A 15929-nucleotide genomic window follows, 5' to 3' on the forward strand; every position below is an offset into this window, starting at 1 on the left:
AGGTGGAGGAAGTCATGAACGGCCCAGTATCGATCGAAGTTCTCCGGCAGCATCTGATCGATCCGGAAATCTGCATTCGCTGCAATACGTGCGAAGAGACTTGCCCGGTCGATGCGATCACGCACGACGACAACAACTACGTGGTCAAGGCGGATATCTGCAACGGCTGCATGGCATGCGTGCCGCCGTGTCCGACCGGCGCGATCGACAACTGGCGCACCGTGTTGAAGGCCGATGCGTATCCGATCGAAGAGCAGTTCACGTGGGACGTCCTGCCGGAACAGAACACGATGGCCGTGCCCGCCGCGGACGAATCGTCGGGCGCGGGCGCATCGGGTGATTCGCCGGCCGAGGCGAGCGGCATCGAAGTGGATACCGTGCGCGGCTCCGTCGTGCCGCCGTGGTCGGCCGCAAAGCCGTATGTGAACCTCTATACGCACAAGGAGCCGACTAGCGCGACGGTGGTCGGCAACTATCGGCTCACCGATGGCTCGACCGATAGCGACATTCATCACATCGTGCTCGATTTCGGGTCAATGCCGTTTCCGGTGCTGGAAGGCCAGTCAATCGGCATTCTGCCGCCCGGCGCGACCGCCGATGGCCGTACGCATCACGCGCGCCAGTATTCGATTGCGAGTCCGCGCGATGGCGAGCGGCCCGGTTATAACAACGTCTCGCTCACTGTCAAACGCGTCTCGCAGCAGCACGGCGACTCGACCGATGGCGTGTGTTCGAATTACCTGTGCGATCTGAAGAAGGGGGACGTGGTCAACGTGATCGGCCCGTTCGGCGGCACCTTCCTGATGCCGAACCATCCGAACTCGCATTTGCTGATGATCTGCACCGGCACGGGTTCAGCGCCGATGCGCGCGATGACCGAGTATCGCCGCCGGCGCCGTTTGAAGGGCGCGACCGGCAAGCTGATGCTTTTCTTCGGTGCGCGGACCAAAGAAGAGTTGCCGTACTTCGGGCCCCTCACGAATCTGCCGAAAGACTTCATCGATACCAATCTGGCGTTCTCGCGTACGCCGGGTCAACCGAAGCGCTATGTTCAGGACGCCATGCGTGAGCGCGCGGTCGATGTGGCGCACATGCTCAAGGACGACAACACGCATATCTACGTATGCGGGTTGAAGGGCATGGAAGATGGTGTGTTGCAGGCGCTCAAGGAGATCGGTGAGCAGCATCAGCTGGACTGGGAAGCGCTGTGGGGCAAGTTGAAGAAGGAGGGGAGGTTGCACCTGGAGACGTATTAAGGTGCCGTGCCTTCTAAGGCTCCGCTGTTCATCATCGACAGCGGGGCCCTTTCAGTTACTTCTATCTCGCCGGGTCGGCGCCATCCTCATGCTGTGCGGGTGACACCGCCCCGCACGCCCGAATCACCAACTGCACCACTTCCTCCGTCGTCGCATCGAACGCCTTTTGCGTCAACGCACGCTTGCCTTTAAGCGCGCGAATCTGCGCATCAAAGTCGGCGTAATGCTGAGTCGTCGCCCAGATCATATACATCAACGTTTGCGCGTTCACCGGTGCGAGCAACCCGCGCGCGATCCAGTCGTCGATCACTTTCACGCGGCTGTCGAGCCACGGCTTCACGCGTTCGGTGAGTATGTCCTCCATGTGTTCCGCGCCGTGAATGATCTCGCTTGCCCACACTTTCGAACCGAGCGGACGGCGGCGCGACAACTCCATTTTCGCGCGCACGTACCCACCAATCGCTTCGACCGGGTCGTCGCTGCATTCGAACGTATCGGCCGCGCGATGCCAGTCTTCGAACAGGTCTTCCAGCACACGCCGGTAGAGCGCGAGCTTTGTCGGGAAGTAGTAATGCACGTTGGCTTTCGGTAAGCCCGCACGCTCCGCGATCATCGCGGTGCTGGTGCCGTCGAGTCCGCGCTCGGCGAAAACCGCCTCGGCGCACGCCAGAAGATGGGCTTCATTCGACTCGCGAATGTGCGCCTTGCGCCGCCGCAAAGGTGCGCGTGTTTCCTCGTTTTCCGTGATGTCGGCCGCCACGTCGTCGTCTCTCATGTTCGCCTTCGGCGGCATGGGTGCCGCGTCGCGCTTCATTCTAGTCGTTTGGCGCGCTGCCCACACGCGCATTCGTCGCACGCGCCGAAGTCATGCTGCGGTGCAATGGCACACTTCTCGCTATGTTTCTCACCGCACGAAAGGTGTTGATTTGGCGAGCTTAATCGTCTACAACCTGTCCAACTGGACAGGATTGGAAGAGCGGCCGATGCCCCAGGGTTTGCCCTCTGTATAAGAGGCGATCGAAGGTGTCGAATGTGCACTGCCCCCGTGCGAGCACGCCCCAAAACCCGCCACCAATGCACCAGTTTCAAGTCGGTTCACCGAAAGGAGCGAGACGAATGAACGCGGTATCCGAAGCGCTGAAGCACGCTGAACCCACCACGTCGATCAAGGTCGACGGCAAGCGGCTGTGGGACAGCCTGATGACGATGGCGAAGATCGGCGCGACGCCCAAAGGCGGCGTCTGCCGCCTGGCGCTCACCGACCTCGACAAGCAAGGACGCGACCTGATCGTCAGTTGGGCGAAGGAAGCCGGCTGCGCGGTCAGTGTCGACCAGATGGGCAATGTATTCATGCGCCGCGCCGGGCGCAATCCCGATGCGTTGCCGGTCATGACCGGTTCGCACGCCGACTCGCAGCCGACCGGCGGCCGCTTCGACGGCATCTACGGCGTGCTGGGCGGTCTCGAAGTGATTCGGAGCTTGAACGATCACGGCATCGAGACGGAGCATCCGGTTGAAGTGGTGATCTGGACCAACGAGGAAGGCTCGCGCTTCGCGCCCGCGATGGTGGCGTCGGGCGTGTTCGCCGGCGTGTTCACGCTCGACTATGGCCTGTCGCGCAAGGACGTGGACGGCAAGACCATCGGCGAGGAACTCAAGCGCATCGGCTATGCGGGCGATATTCCGTGCGGCGGACGGCCGCTGCACGCGGCGTTCGAGTTGCATATCGAACAGGGGCCCATTCTCGAAGCCGAACAGAAAACCATCGGCGTCGTGACCGACGCGCAAGGTCAGCGCTGGTACGAAATCACGCTGACAGGGCAGGAGGCGCACGCGGGTCCGACGCCCATGCCGCGCCGTCGCGATGCCTTGCTCGGTGCCGCGCGCGTGGTCGATCTGGTCAATCGCATCGGTCTCGACAATGCGCCATTCGGCTGTGCGACGGTCGGCATGATGCAGGTCTATCCGAACTCGCGCAACGTGATTCCGGGCCGCGTGTTCTTCACGGTCGATTTCCGTCATCCGGACGATGCGGTGCTCGCGAAAATGGATGCGGCCTTGCGCAAGGGCGTGGCCGACATCGCCAACGGCATTGGTCTTGAAACCGAACTCGAACAGATCTTTTACTACGCGCCAGTCGCATTCGACGAAGCCTGCGTGAAGTCGGTGCGCGCGGCGGCCGAACGCTTCGGTTATCCGCATCGCAACATGGTGTCCGGTGCGGGACACGATGCCTGCTATCTGTCGCAAGTCGCGCCGACCTCGATGGTGTTCGTGCCGTGCGTGGACGGCATCAGTCACAACGAGATTGAGGACGCCACTTTCGAATGGATCGAGGCCGGCGCCAACGTGTTGCTGCACGCCATGCTGGAGCGTGCGTGCGAGCCGGTTTCATGACGCTGTCATAACTCTTTGGCGGTTGCGGTCGCTTTACCCGCTTCACCGTAGTGCCCATAAAACATGCCGTCCCGGCTCCGCTTTAAGCGTGGCCGGCAGGAGCGGCTACGTCCTCACATCGAAGAAGGAACGAGTATGGCCATCAAGCAAACCGGCGACATTGCCGCTCAGCGGCTATCGCCCGAGCAGCTCTCGTGCGAGTTCTCCGACATCGCGCCCTTGCTCGACGCAAACGCCGCGGCCGCGGCGGCGAGCCGCTGCCACTACTGTTACGACGCGCCGTGCGTGAACGCCTGCCCGACGCAGATCGACATTCCCAGCTTCATCCGCAAGATCAGCAACGGCAATCTGAAGGGCGCGGCCGTGGATATTCTGTCGGCCAACCCGTTGGGTGGCATGTGCTCGCGCGTCTGCCCGACGGAGATTCTTTGCGAAGGCGCATGCGTGCGTAACCATCAGGACGCGAAGCCGGTGGCGATCGGCGCGCTGCAACGTCATGCCACCGATTGGGCGATGGCGCGCGGCGAAGTGCTGTTCAAGCGCGCGGCTGAAACCGGACGACGCGTCGCGGTGGTCGGCGCGGGTCCGGCGGGACTCGCCTGTGCACACCGGCTCGCGCTGGCCGGTCATGACGTGACGATCTACGACGCGCATGAAAAGGCCGGCGGTCTGAATGAATACGGCATCGCCGCCTATAAAACCGTCGACGATTTTGCTCAGCGTGAAGTGGAGTGGCTGTGCTCCGTCGGCGGCATTGAGATCAAACACGGCGTCGCGCTTGGTCGCGATGTCGACCTCGACACGCTGCGCAAGCAACACGATGCGGTGTTCCTCGCGATCGGCCTCACGGGCGTGCGCTCGCTTGCCATGGAAGGCGAGGATCTCGGCGGCGTGATGAACGCGGTGGACTTCATCGAACAGGTGCGCAGCGCGAGCGACTTCGGCACGGTGCCGGTGGGCCGGCGCGTGGTGGTGATCGGCGGCGGCAATACGGCGGTCGACGCGGCCGTGCAAAGCCGCAAGCTCGGCGCAACATCGGTGACGATGGTTTACCGGCGCGGCGTCGAAGCAATGAGCGCCACTTGGGCCGAGCGCGACTTCGCGCAGACCAACGGTGTCACGCTCGTCACGCACGCCACGCCGATGCATTTGATCGGCGACGGCGGCGTGGTCACGGGTGTCGAATTCGCGCGCACATCGCGTGAAGGTGGAGAGGAGCGCTTCATGGTCGAAGCCGACATGGTGCTCAAGGCGATCGGTCAAACGCTGGTGCCGGTCGGCATCGAGCGTGAATTGCTGACGCTGGACGACAGCCGTATCGCTGTCGATGCGAACGGCCAGACCTCGCTGGCGGGTGTATGGGCCGGCGGCGATTGCGCGGCCACCGGCGGCATCGACCTCACGGTGCAAGCGGTGCAGGACGGCAAGATCGCGGCTGCCGCGATCGACGCGCAGTTCGCCCGCACGGCGGCGAAAGCCGCCTAGAGCGACCCAAGCCAAACCAAGCGAAGCAGCACCTCAGACAAAGAACAGCAGTCCCCAAGGAGCCGAACATGGCCGATCTGCGCTGTACGATTGCCGGCATCACTTCGCCGAATCCTTTCTGGCTCGCCTCCGCGCCGCCGACCGACAAAGCCTATAACGTGAACCGCGCCTTCGAGGCGGGCTGGGGCGGCGTGGTGTGGAAGACGCTCGGCCTCGACCCGCATGTGGTGAACGTCAGCTCGCGCTACGGCGCGGTGCAATGGAACGGCCAGCGCATGGCGGGCCTGAACAACATCGAACTGATCACCGACCGTCCGCTCGACGTCAATCTCAAGGAAATCGCGCAAGTCAAACGCGACTGGCCGGACCGCGCGATGATCGTCTCGCTGATGGTGCCGTGCAACGAACGCGACTGGAAGTGGATTCTACCGCTCGTCGAAGACACCGGCGCGGATGCGGTCGAATTGAATTTCGGCTGTCCGCATGGCATGAGCGAGCGCGGCATGGGCGCGGCGGTCGGCCAGGTGCCCGAGTATGTCGAGATGGTCACGCGCTGGGTGAAAGAAGGCACCAAGCTGCCGTGCCTTGTCAAACTGACGCCGAATATCAGCGACATTCGCCTCGGTTCGCGTGCGGCCTACAAGGGCGGCGCGGATGGCGTGTCGCTGATCAACACGATCAACTCGATCGTGGCGGTCGATCTCGATGCGATGTCGCCGTTGCCGATGGTCGATGGCAAAGGCACGCACGGCGGCTACTGCGGACCAGCTGTGAAGCCGATCGCGCTGAACATGGTCGCGGAAATCGCGCGTGACGTGGAAACGCCGAATCTGCCGATCTCCGGCATCGGCGGGATTTCCACATGGCGCGACGCCGCCGAATTCATGGTGCTCGGCGCGGGCAGCGTGCAGGTCTGCACGGCGGCGATGCACTACGGATTCCGTATCGTTTCCGACCTCGCGGATGGCCTCTCCAACTGGATGGACGAAAAAGGCTACGCGACGCTCGACGACATTCGCGGTCGCGCCGTCCCGAACGTCACCGACTGGAAGTACCTGAACCTCAAATACGACATCAAGGCGCGCATCGATCAGGACAAGTGCATTCAGTGCGGCCTGTGCCATATCGCCTGCGAGGACACGGCTCACCAGGCGATCATGAAAGAAAAAGATGGCGTCCGTCATTTTGAAGTGATGGACTCCGAATGTGTCGGCTGTAATCTGTGCATGCACGTGTGTCCGGTCGAACAGTGCATCACGATGGAACGCGTGGACAACGGCGAGTACGCGAACTGGACCACGCATCCGAACAACCCGGCGCGCGTGGGCGCACAGGAGGGCGCAGCGGCGGACGCGGCCGAAACCGCGGAGCACGCGCATGCGCACGCGGCAAAAGCGGCCTGAAACACGATGTGGTTAGAAAGAAAGCAGCGCTAGCACTGAACCTGTCATTCCCCAAAGGTCCCGACGCGCCGACAGAAGCCGCGCGGGCCTCAACGATCGAGTGGAGATCTTTAGATGAAGCAGACAGCGCAACCCGCCGACCCGCAGTTCGCGGCCGGCGTGCAGGGCAGCAGTCTTTACAACGACGATCTTGCGCCGACCGGCGTCGCGCAGCGCACCTGGAAGTGGTATCACTTCGCCGCGCTGTGGGTGGGCATGGTGATGAATATCGCGTCGTACATGCTCGCCGCCGGTTTGACGGAAGAAGGCATGTCACCGTGGCAAGCCGTGATCACCGTGCTGCTCGGCAACCTGATCGTGCTGGTGCCGATGCTGCTGATCGGCCACGCGGGCGCGAAGCACGGCATTCCGTACGCGGTGCTGGTGCGCTCGTCGTTCGGCACGCAGGGCGCCAAATTGCCGGCGATGCTGCGCGCCATCGTCGCCTGCGGCTGGTACGGGATTCAGACGTGGCTCGGCGGCAGCGCGATCTATACGCTGCTCAACATTCTCACCGGCAACGCGCTGCACGGCGCGGCTTTGCCGTTTCTCGACATCTCGCTCGCTCAGCTCGCGTGTTTCCTGGTGTTCTGGGCACTGCAGATCTACTTCATCGTGCATGGCACCGATTCGATCCGCTGGCTCGAAAGCTGGTCCGCGCCGATCAAGATCGTGATGTGCATTGCGCTCGTGTGGTGGGCGACTTCAAAAGCGGGCGGCCTGGGCTCGATGCTGTCGGCGCCGTCGCAATTCGTGCCGGGCGGCAAGAAAGAAGGCCTCTTCTGGGTCACGTTCTGGCCCGGCCTCACGGCCATGGTCGGCTTCTGGGCCACGCTCGCGCTGAATATCCCCGACTTCACGCGCTTTGCCAGAACGCAGCGCGATCAGATCATCGGCCAGTCGGTCGGCTTGCCGGTGCCGATGGCCTTGCTCTCGGTGATCTCGGTGGTCGTCACGTCGGCGACGGTGGTGATCTACGGCAAGGCGATCTGGGATCCGATCGACCTGACGAGCCGCATGACCGGCATCGGCGTGGGCGTCGCGCTGATCATCCTGACGCTCGACACCATGTGCTGCAATCTCGCGGCGAATCTCGTCGGCCCGGCGTACGATTTTTCGAGCCTGTGGCCGAAGGGCATTTCGTATCGCGTGGGCGGCATGATTACCGCGACCATCGCGATCGTGATGATGCCGTGGAAGATTCTCGCCACCACGCAGGGCTATATCTTTACGTGGCTGGTCGGCTACTCGGCGCTGCTTGGTCCGGTCGCGGGCATTCTGATGGTCGACTATTTCCTGATTCGCGGCACGCGTCTCGACACGCGTGAACTCTTCGACGAGCACGGCGAATACAGCTATACCGGCGGCTGGAATATCGGCGCGGTGGTCGCGCTCGTGATCGGCGTGCTGCCGAATCTGCCCGGCTTTTTGCACACCGCGTTTCCGGCCTCGTTCCCGAACGTACCGGCGATCTTCAATACACTCTATACGTATGCGTGGTTTGTCGGGCTCGCGTTGGCGTCGATCGTATACAGCGCGTGGATGAAACTGAGCAAGGGACCGAGTGCGCGCGTGGCGAGCGCGTGAGCATCAACGAAACGAAGTACGTAGCACCGAAACCAGCAGTTCATAAGGAGGCGGCAACATGACGACCCTGATTCGCGGCGGCACGATTATCGACGCGGAGAACACGTATCGTGCGGACGTGTTGTGTGCGGACCCGCAGGACGGCGGCACGATCCTGCAGATCGGAGCGGACCTGGAGGCGCCCGCCGGCGCCACGATCGTCGATGCGGGCGGGCAGTATGTGATGCCCGGCGGCATCGATCCGCACACGCATATGGAATTGCCGTTCATGGGCACCACGGCGAGCGACGACTTCTACACGGGCACGGCAGCAGGTTTGTCGGGCGGCACCACGAGCATCATCGACTTCGTGATTCCGAGCCCGAAGCAACCGCTCATGGACGCCTTCAAGGAATGGCGCGGCTGGGCCGAGAAGGCGTCGGCGGACTACGGCTTTCACGTCGCGGTGACGTGGTGGGACGATTCGGTCTATCGCGACATGGGCACGCTGGTGCAGGAGCACGGCGTGTCGAGCTTCAAGCACTTCATGGCCTACAAGAACGCGATCATGGCCGACGACGAAGTGCTGGTGAACAGCTTCTCGCGTTCGCTCGAACTCGGTGCGCTGCCCACCGTGCATGCGGAAAACGGTGAACTGGTGTTCCAGTTGCAGCGTCAGTTGCTGGCGAAAGGCTTTACCGGTCCGGAGGCGCATCCGTTGTCGCGGCCGCCGGAAGTGGAGGGCGAGGCCGCCAATCGCGCGATCCGGATCGCGCAGGTGCTGGGCGTGCCGGTGTATATCGTGCACGTGTCCTCAAAGGACGCGGTCGATGCGATTGCCCGCGCGCGCAGCGAAGGTCTGCGCGTGTTCGGCGAAGTGTTGCCCGGCCATCTGGTGATCGACGAAGCGGTGTATCGCGATCCCGACTGGACGCGCGCGGCGGCCCACGTGATGAGCCCGCCGTTCCGCTCGGCCGAGCATCGCGAGGCGCTATGGCGCGGTTTGCAAGCTGGCCAGTTGCACACTACGGCCACCGACCACTGCGTGTTCTGCGCGTCGCAGAAGGCGATGGGCCGCGAGGACTTCACGAAGATCCCGAATGGTTGCGGCGGCGTGGAAGACCGCATGGCGGTGCTCTGGCATCACGGGGTGAATTCGGGGCGGCTCACGCCGAACGAGTTCGTGCGGATTACGTCGACGAATGCCGCGCAGATCTTCAACCTGTATCCGCGCAAAGGCGCGGTGCGGGTCGGCGCGGATGCCGACCTCGTGGTGTGGGACCCGAACGCGAGCAAAACGATTTCGGTGAAGACGCATCATCAGAAGGTCGACTTCAACGTGTTCGAAGGCATGACGGTGCAAGGCGTGGCGATGCACACGCTCACGCGCGGCGCGCTCGCCTGGACCGACGGCGAGCTGCGGGCGGTGCGCGGTGCGGGCCGCTATCTGAAGCGTCCGCCGAACGGCGCTTACTTCGACGCGATCCGCGTCGCCAACAAGCGCAAGGAGCCGCATCCGGTGGAGCGGTAAGCTATTCGCAATCCGACGACGGGCGGCGCCGCATTCAAACGCGGCGCCGCTCGTTTTTTCCTGCCGCGCGCTCACCGCGGCGAGACCTCTCGCGTTTTCCCCGATGGCGCGCAACATAGGTTCCGTGTTGCGATGCATGCCGCGTCTGTCTATCTGCTGTAGAGTTGAAATCCACGTCACACCAGAGGCTACGGCTGTTCGCTTAGCACGCAAGCGCATATCGATCGGAAACCTGATCCTTTGTAAAAACGCAGGCCGTTTGCTACAGTCCGCCCACTCTGCGGGCGCAAGCGCCGGCGGGGACTGTCCAACACAAGACTCAGCCACCGACGTGGCACATTTGACGGAGCCGCCTGATGAAATCGATTCGTTCCATTCTGCTGATCGCGTTGTTCCAGGCGGTGGCCGTGAATTCCGCATTCGCCGCCGACGAACTCGCGCAGATCAAATCCGCCGGCGTGTTCAGGATCGGCACCGAAGGCACCTACGCGCCGTTCACGTACCACGACGAATCCGGCAAGCTGACCGGTTTCGACGTCGAAATCGGCACGGCGATCGCGCAGCGTCTCGGCGTCAAGCCGCAATTCGTCGAGGGCAAATGGGACGGTCTGATCGCCGGTCTCGACGTGAACCGCTACGACGCGGTGATCAACGAAGTGGCCGTCACCGACGCGCGCAAGGTCAAATACGACTTCTCCGACCCGTACATCACGTCGCACGCGGCGCTGATCGTGCAGTCGAACAACACCACGATCAAGAACTTCGACGACCTGAAGGGCAAGAAGTCGGCTAACACGCTGACCAGCAACTTCGGCAAGATCGCGGCGGCGCACGGCGCGGAAGTGATCCCCGTGCAGGGCTTCAATGAATCGATCGATCTGCTGACCTCGGGTCGCGTCGACGCCACCGTCAACGACTCGCTGTCGTTCCTCGACTTCAAGAAGCACAAGCCGGACGCGAAGGTGAAGATCGCCGCGCTCGATACCTCGGCCGACAGCAGCGACAAGTCCGCCGTGCTGATCCGCAAAGGCAGCCCCGAATTGCAGGCCGCAATCAACAAGGCGCTCGCCGACATGAAGAAAGACGGCACCTACGCGAAGATCTCGCAGAAGTATTTCGGCAAAGACGTCTCCCAGTAAACGCCTTCCGCGAGTCTGAATCATGCCGGCATGGTTGCATCTGATGGCGCAGTCGCTGTGGCCCCTGCTGTATGCGGGGCTCGTGTTTACCGTGCCGCTTACGCTGATATCGTTTGCGATCGGACTTGCGCTGGCGTTCCTCGTCGCGCTGGTCCGCCTGTTCGGGCCGAAGTGGGCCGTGGCGATCGTGCGCTTCTACGTGTGGCTGTTTCGCGGCTCGCCGTTGCTCGTGCAACTGTTCGTGATCTTCTACGGCTTGCCGAACGTGGGCATCGTGCTCGATCCGTTGACGGCGGCGATCATCGGCTTTTCGCTGAATGTCGGCGCGTACAACTCCGAAGTGATACGCGGCGTGATCGAGTCGATTCCAAAAGGGCAGTGGGAGGCGGCGTATTCGATGGGGATGACGCGCGAGCAGGCTCTGCGTCGTGCGATCCTGCCTCAAGCGGCGCGCGTCGCGTTGCCGCCGTTGTCCAATTCGTTTATCGCGCTGGTGAAGGACACCTCGCTCGCCGCGGTGCTGACCGTGCCCGAGGTATTTCAGGCGGCGCAGCGGATCGCGTCGGTGACTTACGAGCCGCTGATTCTGTACACGGAAGCCGCACTGGTCTATCTGGTGTTCAGCTCGGTGTTGTCGTCGGCGCAAGTCAGGCTCGAGCGCAAGTTCGGCCGTCACGCACTTTTCCAGGCAGGCAACTGATGATCCGACTGGAAAAAATCGACAAGTACTTCGGTGGTCAACGGGTGCTCAACTCGGTCGATCTGCAACTCGCCTCGGGGAATGTCACCGCGTTGATCGGTCCATCGGGCAGCGGCAAGAGCACGCTTTTGCGTTGCGTGAATCTGCTCGAGATTCCCGAGTCCGGTTCGCTCGAACTCGGCGATCAGCGGCTGGAATTCAGTCGCGACCACCGGCCCTCGCGCGACGCGGTGCTGACGATTCGCCGCCGCACCGGCATGGTGTTTCAGAATTTCCAGCTCTTTCCGCATCTCACCGTGCGGCAGAACGTGATGGAAGGCTTGGTGACCGTTCTGAAGTGGGACAAGGACAAGGCGCGGGCTCGCGCCGACGAACTGCTGGAGAAGGTCGGCATCGCGCAGAAGGCGGATGCATGGCCTTCGACGCTCTCCGGCGGGCAACAACAGCGTGTGGCGATTGCGCGGGCGTTGGCGCCGTCGCCGGAAGTGTTGTTGTGCGACGAGCCGACCTCGGCGCTCGACCCCGGTCTCGCCGCGGAAGTGGTGGAGGTGCTCAAGCAACTCGCCACCGAAGGCATGACCATGCTGATGGCCACGCACGATTTGCGGCTCGCCGCGACGATCGCGCGTGACGTGGTGTTTCTGAACAACGGCGTGGTGGTGGAGGCCGGGCCGTCGCGCGAGATCTTCATGCAGCCGCGCGCGCCGGAAACCGAGCGTTTCGTGTCGACGTTGACGCACAGTCTGCCGGATGAATGGACTCAATGACGCCGGACCTGAAAGGCAGTCACGCCCGCGATGCGGTTGGATAAAAAAAGGGGGCGTCGTCGAGACGCCCCCTGCGCATATAACCGCTACAAATTGACCACCAACGGCAGAGAACCTTAGACCCCCACGCTCTCCGTGGCATCGTTCATCGCGGCGTCGAAGAAGCTCTCCTTCGCCTGCGCATTGACCCGTGCGTAAGCGCGATTCACGCCGCTGATCACCGCGCGAATCGACGCCGTCACCAGATTGGCATCGATGCCGACGCCGAACGCGCTGCCGGTCACATCGGCGCCGGCCATTTCGGCGACTGCCACCGCGCGGGCATCCGCACCCTGCGTCAACGCGCGTTCTTCATAGTGCTGAATCCGCACCGGCACGCCGATCGCGTGCATCAACGCGTCGAGCGGACCATTGCCTTCACCGGTCAACACGCGCCGCGTGCCATTAATGTCGACCGTGAGTTTGATGTGCTCGCGTCCTTCACGCTCGGACAGGCTGTGACCGACGTAGTGGATCGGCGCCGTGTTCTGCACATATTCCTGCTGGAACAATTCCCAGATCTGCGCGGACGTGACTTCCTGGCCGCTGTCGTCGGTGAAGCGCTGCACGGCCGAGCTGAAGTCCACTTGCAGGCGGCGCGGCAACACGACGCCGTAGCCCTGCTCGAGCAGATAGGCGATGCCGCCTTTGCCCGACTGGCTGTTCACGCGAATCACCGAGTCGTAGGTGCGGCCGAGATCGGCCGGATCGATCGGCATGTAGGGCACTTCCCAGACGGCGTCCGGTTTCTGCACCGCGAAGCCCTTCTTGATCGCATCCTGATGCGAGCCCGAGAAGGCCGTGAATACCAGATCGCCGACATACGGATGACGCGGATGGATCGGCAATTGCGTGCATTCTTCCGCGGTGCGCGCGACTTCGTTGATGTTCGAGAAGTCGAGCCCCGGATCGACGCCCTGCGTGTAGAGGTTCAACGCGAGCGTGACGAGGTCCACGTTACCGGTGCGCTCGCCGTTGCCGAACAGGCAGCCTTCGATACGATCCGCCCCGGCCATCACGGCGAGTTCAGCGGCCGCCACCGCGGTGCCGCGATCGTTATGCGGATGCACGGAGATGAACAGCGAATCGCGGCGCTTGAGATTGCGGTGCATCCACTCGATCTGGTCCGCGTAGATGTTCGGCGTGGACATTTCGACGGTGGCCGGCAAGTTGACGATGGCCTTGTGTTGCGGCGTCGGTTGCCAGATGTCGAACACGGCGTCGCAGACTTCCTTGGCGAATTCGATTTCGGTGCCGCTGAACACTTCCGGGCTGTACTGGAACGTGAAGTGCGTTTCCGGCATGGTCTCGGCGATCCGCTTCATCGTGCGGGCAGCGTTTTGCGCCAGTTCCTTCACGCCGCTCTTGTCCAGATTGAAGACGATCTTGCGGAATTCCGGCGCGGTCGCGTTGTACAAGTGGACGATGGCGCGCGGCACGCCACGCAAGGATTCGAAGGTGCGCTCGATCAGGTCGTCGCGCGCTTGCGTCAAGACTTCGATGGTGACGTCGTCGGGAATATGGCCGCCTTCGATCAACTCACGCACGAAATTGAAGTCGGTCTGCGAAGCGGACGGAAACGCGACTTCGATTTCCTTGAAGCCGATCTGCACCAGCGTCTTGAACATGCGCATCTTCCGCTGCGCGTCCATCGGCTCGAAGAGCGACTGATTGCCGTCGCGCAGGTCGGTGCTCATCCAGATCGGCGGGTGCGTGATGGTGCGCGACGGCCACTGGCGATCCGTCAAGTTGACCGGTTTGAACGAGCGGTATTTGGTAGCAGGGTTCTTCAACATTTTCATCATCCGTGGGTGAGACCAGGTAGCTGGGAGTCGACCGGACGACGAAAAGACACAACTGGGCCGCCGGTCGGAAACCGGGGCTGGGTCAGTTACTGGGGAATTGAGCGGTGCTTCGTGTGGTTCAGATGGAAGCGCGCAGCAGCAGACCTAGCCCGGTAGAGGGGGCTAGTAGTAGCGATAGGATGGTCTGGGCGCGGTACATAGTGCGCAATAGGAACATATTATTGGGACGGCGTCAAGCGCCGCCCCCGTGCGGCGCGAGATCAGTGCGCCGGCTTCACGAAGCGCAAGGTCATGCGGTCCGATTCGCCGATGGCCGCATATTTCGCCCGGTCGACGTCGCCGCCCTCGAAGGTCGGCGGCAGCGACCAGACGCCGTTGGGGTAATTTTTGCTGTCGCGCGGGTTGGCGTTTACTTCGCTCTTGCCGGCCAGTTCGAAGCCGGCCGCGCGCGCATGTTCGATCACGTAGTCTTCGGTCACATAGCCGGTGTCGATGGTTTGTTGCAGCGAAGTGCTCGGCGCCGCGCGGTGTTCCTCGACGCCGAGCACGCCGCCCGGCTTGAGCGCCGCGTAGAAGGCGCGCAGGTTGGCGTCGATCTGGCCGTCCTTGATCCAGTTATGGATGTTGCGGAAGGTCAGTACCTCGTCGAAGCTGGCATCGGCCGGAAAACCGCTGAACTGGCCGGCGTGCAGCGTGCCGACCACGACGTTGCCGTAGACGGCGGGCGTGGCCGCCAGTTTGCGCGCAAATGCTGCCCGATTGGCCTGCGCTTCCGCCGACGGCGTCCCCTGTGGGCCGTCGTACTGCGCCTCGTAGAGCTTGCCGTGGTCGTGCAGATACGGCGCCAGGATCTCCGTGTACCAGCCGCCGCCCGGCTCGATCTCCAGCACGCTTTGCGACGGCGTAAGTTCGAAGAATTGCAGCGTTTCCCGCGGATGACGGTAGACGTCGCGGGCGCGGGCCTTGTCGCCGCGTTGTGGTCCGGCAATCGCCGCGTCGAGCAGCGCCGGACTGGACGACGCGGACGCGGAAGTCGAGGCCGATGGGCCGGCGCAGGCCGCCAGCAACAGCGTTGCGGTCAGTGCCGCGAGTGTGGCGCGCAGCGCACGAGACTGGAGATTGGGTCGAAGGTTCATGACGTCCATTATCGGGCGCGATCGCGCGGGAAGGAAATCGGTAATCGGCATAAGGATAGGCGCTCGCTGGATTTGCGTGTCTGCCGCCGCGGCCCGGAATAAAAGGCCATACCCGCCAGTTTCTCTGTTTACCGCGACTCGCGCTTACGTCGCCGAATCCGAAGCGCGGCATGGCGCGTATAAATGGTGTGATCAGCGTTTGGCGTCGCGAGCGGGCTTGTTGTGTGCCGGACGCGACTTGATTTCCTTCATTTCATTTTGCCGGAGGCAGGTATGAAACGAACATCGACGATGTCGCGGGTAGGGCGGGTTTTGCTGTGCGCGGCCGCGTGCGCGATTGCGGCGCAGGCGGGAGCGCAAGGTTTGAGCCCGCAGGACGACATGAACGCGCCGCAAAACAGCACGCGTTTGATGCCGAACGCGGCGCGCGGCAGCGAATATCCGACGCACGGCAACCAGCAGGCAGGCGAATTGAACCTGAACCCGACCGACCCGCGTGCGCAGCTGGTCAACGGCTTGCCGAATCACACCAATTCCGGCGGTTACGGTTCGCCGCTCGCCGGCGTGCGCACTTACGTGCAACCGCAAATGCCGTCGAATTGAGCGCTCGCGTGGACGACGGTCGTGCCGCATCGCGCGTTGGACTGCAGCGCATCCCTGCACGGA

General features: G+C 62.9%; 13 protein-coding genes. 10 read left to right on the forward strand and 3 right to left on the reverse strand.

Annotated elements, in window-relative coordinates; genetic code table 11:
• Positions 1–14 precede the first annotated feature (14 nt).
• Positions 15–1256, forward strand: coding sequence for a benzoyl-CoA 2,3-epoxidase subunit BoxA (gene boxA, locus P0D73_RS27810; protein ID WP_408290273.1), 1242 nt, complete (start codon positions 15–17; stop codon positions 1254–1256).
• A gap of 61 nt (positions 1257–1317) precedes the next feature.
• On the opposite strand, the gene P0D73_RS27815 is transcribed toward boxA, so the two are convergent.
• A complete protein-coding gene (locus P0D73_RS27815; RefSeq protein WP_408180093.1) occupies positions 1318–2070 on the reverse strand; it encodes a TetR/AcrR family transcriptional regulator in 753 nt (250 codons plus the stop codon).
• Positions 2071–2372: 302 nt separating this feature from the next.
• Here P0D73_RS27815 and P0D73_RS27820 point away from each other — a divergent pair, with 302 nt between their 5' ends.
• The 8 genes from P0D73_RS27820 to P0D73_RS27855 all read left to right on the forward strand — a co-directional run bounded on the left by P0D73_RS27820 (position 2373) and on the right by P0D73_RS27855 (position 12283).
• A complete protein-coding gene (locus tag P0D73_RS27820; RefSeq protein WP_408433593.1) occupies positions 2373–3653 on the forward strand; it encodes a Zn-dependent hydrolase in 1281 nt (426 codons plus the stop codon).
• A gap of 135 nt (positions 3654–3788) precedes the next feature.
• Positions 3789–5138, forward strand: coding sequence for an NAD(P)-dependent oxidoreductase (locus P0D73_RS27825; RefSeq protein WP_408433596.1), 1350 nt, complete (start codon positions 3789–3791; stop codon positions 5136–5138).
• 68 nt (positions 5139–5206) lie between these two features.
• Positions 5207–6541, forward strand: a complete 1335-nt coding sequence (gene preA / locus P0D73_RS27830) for an NAD-dependent dihydropyrimidine dehydrogenase subunit PreA (protein WP_132373745.1) — start codon at positions 5207–5209, stop codon at positions 6539–6541.
• Between the two features lie 114 nt (positions 6542–6655).
• Complete coding sequence (locus P0D73_RS27835) at positions 6656–8167, forward strand: NCS1 family nucleobase:cation symporter-1 (RefSeq protein WP_408433598.1); 1512 nt, start codon at positions 6656–6658, stop codon at positions 8165–8167.
• A 58-nt stretch (positions 8168–8225) separates the two neighbouring features.
• Positions 8226–9677, forward strand: coding sequence for a dihydropyrimidinase (hydA, locus tag P0D73_RS27840; RefSeq protein WP_408180097.1), 1452 nt, complete (start codon positions 8226–8228; stop codon positions 9675–9677).
• Positions 9678–10033: 356 nt separating this feature from the next.
• The gene (locus P0D73_RS27845) at positions 10034–10816 is read left to right on the forward strand and encodes an amino acid ABC transporter substrate-binding protein (RefSeq protein ID WP_132373748.1); all 783 of its coding nucleotides are present in this window, start codon (positions 10034–10036) and stop codon (positions 10814–10816) included.
• A gap of 22 nt (positions 10817–10838) precedes the next feature.
• Positions 10839–11516, forward strand: a complete 678-nt coding sequence (locus tag P0D73_RS27850) for an amino acid ABC transporter permease (RefSeq protein ID WP_012433671.1) — start codon at positions 10839–10841, stop codon at positions 11514–11516.
• On the forward strand, positions 11516–12283 hold the full coding sequence (locus P0D73_RS27855) for an amino acid ABC transporter ATP-binding protein (RefSeq protein ID WP_132373749.1): 768 nt from the start codon (positions 11516–11518) through the stop codon (positions 12281–12283). Before P0D73_RS27850 ends, P0D73_RS27855 begins: the two co-directional genes overlap by 1 nt.
• Positions 12284–12399: 116 nt before the next feature.
• Here P0D73_RS27855 and leuA read toward each other — a convergent pair whose 3' ends face one another.
• Positions 12400–14118, reverse strand: coding sequence for a 2-isopropylmalate synthase (leuA, locus tag P0D73_RS27860; RefSeq protein WP_408433601.1), 1719 nt, complete (start codon positions 14116–14118; stop codon positions 12400–12402).
• 269 nt (positions 14119–14387) lie between these two features.
• Positions 14388–15272 carry a class I SAM-dependent methyltransferase gene (locus tag P0D73_RS27865; protein ID WP_408433603.1) on the reverse strand — a complete coding sequence of 295 codons (885 nt, stop codon included), beginning with the start codon at positions 15270–15272 and terminating at the stop codon, positions 14388–14390.
• Between the two features lie 264 nt (positions 15273–15536).
• On the opposite strand from P0D73_RS27865, the gene P0D73_RS27870 reads away from it, so the two are divergent.
• Entirely contained in the window at positions 15537–15866 is a 330-nt protein-coding gene (locus P0D73_RS27870; RefSeq protein ID WP_132373752.1) for a hypothetical protein, read from the forward strand.
• Positions 15867–15929: the final 63 nt, after the last annotated feature.

This window comes from Paraburkholderia sp. RL18-101-BIB-B, assembly GCF_046026985.1.
In the GTDB taxonomy this organism is placed as follows: Bacteria; Pseudomonadota; Gammaproteobacteria; order Burkholderiales; family Burkholderiaceae; genus Paraburkholderia.

Bases quoted from the DNA above. Each gene is read 5' to 3' on its own strand.
- boxA (WP_408290273.1), top strand. From the start codon at position 15: ATGAACGGCCCAGTATCGATCGAAGTTCTCCGGCAGCATCTGATCGAT.
- P0D73_RS27815 (WP_408180093.1), bottom strand. From the start codon at position 2,070: ATGAAGCGCGACGCGGCACCCATGCCGCCGAAGGCGAACATGAGAGAC.
- P0D73_RS27820 (WP_408433593.1), top strand. From the start codon at position 2,373: ATGAACGCGGTATCCGAAGCGCTGAAGCACGCTGAACCCACCACGTCG.
- P0D73_RS27825 (WP_408433596.1), top strand. From the start codon at position 3,789: ATGGCCATCAAGCAAACCGGCGACATTGCCGCTCAGCGGCTATCGCCC.
- preA (WP_132373745.1), top strand. From the start codon at position 5,207: ATGGCCGATCTGCGCTGTACGATTGCCGGCATCACTTCGCCGAATCCT.
- P0D73_RS27835 (WP_408433598.1), top strand. From the start codon at position 6,656: ATGAAGCAGACAGCGCAACCCGCCGACCCGCAGTTCGCGGCCGGCGTG.
- hydA (WP_408180097.1), top strand. From the start codon at position 8,226: ATGACGACCCTGATTCGCGGCGGCACGATTATCGACGCGGAGAACACG.
- P0D73_RS27845 (WP_132373748.1), top strand. From the start codon at position 10,034: ATGAAATCGATTCGTTCCATTCTGCTGATCGCGTTGTTCCAGGCGGTG.
- P0D73_RS27850 (WP_012433671.1), top strand. From the start codon at position 10,839: ATGCCGGCATGGTTGCATCTGATGGCGCAGTCGCTGTGGCCCCTGCTG.
- P0D73_RS27855 (WP_132373749.1), top strand. From the start codon at position 11,516: ATGATCCGACTGGAAAAAATCGACAAGTACTTCGGTGGTCAACGGGTG.
- leuA (WP_408433601.1), bottom strand. From the start codon at position 14,118: ATGTTGAAGAACCCTGCTACCAAATACCGCTCGTTCAAACCGGTCAAC.
- P0D73_RS27865 (WP_408433603.1), bottom strand. From the start codon at position 15,272: ATGGACGTCATGAACCTTCGACCCAATCTCCAGTCTCGTGCGCTGCGC.
- P0D73_RS27870 (WP_132373752.1), top strand. From the start codon at position 15,537: ATGAAACGAACATCGACGATGTCGCGGGTAGGGCGGGTTTTGCTGTGC.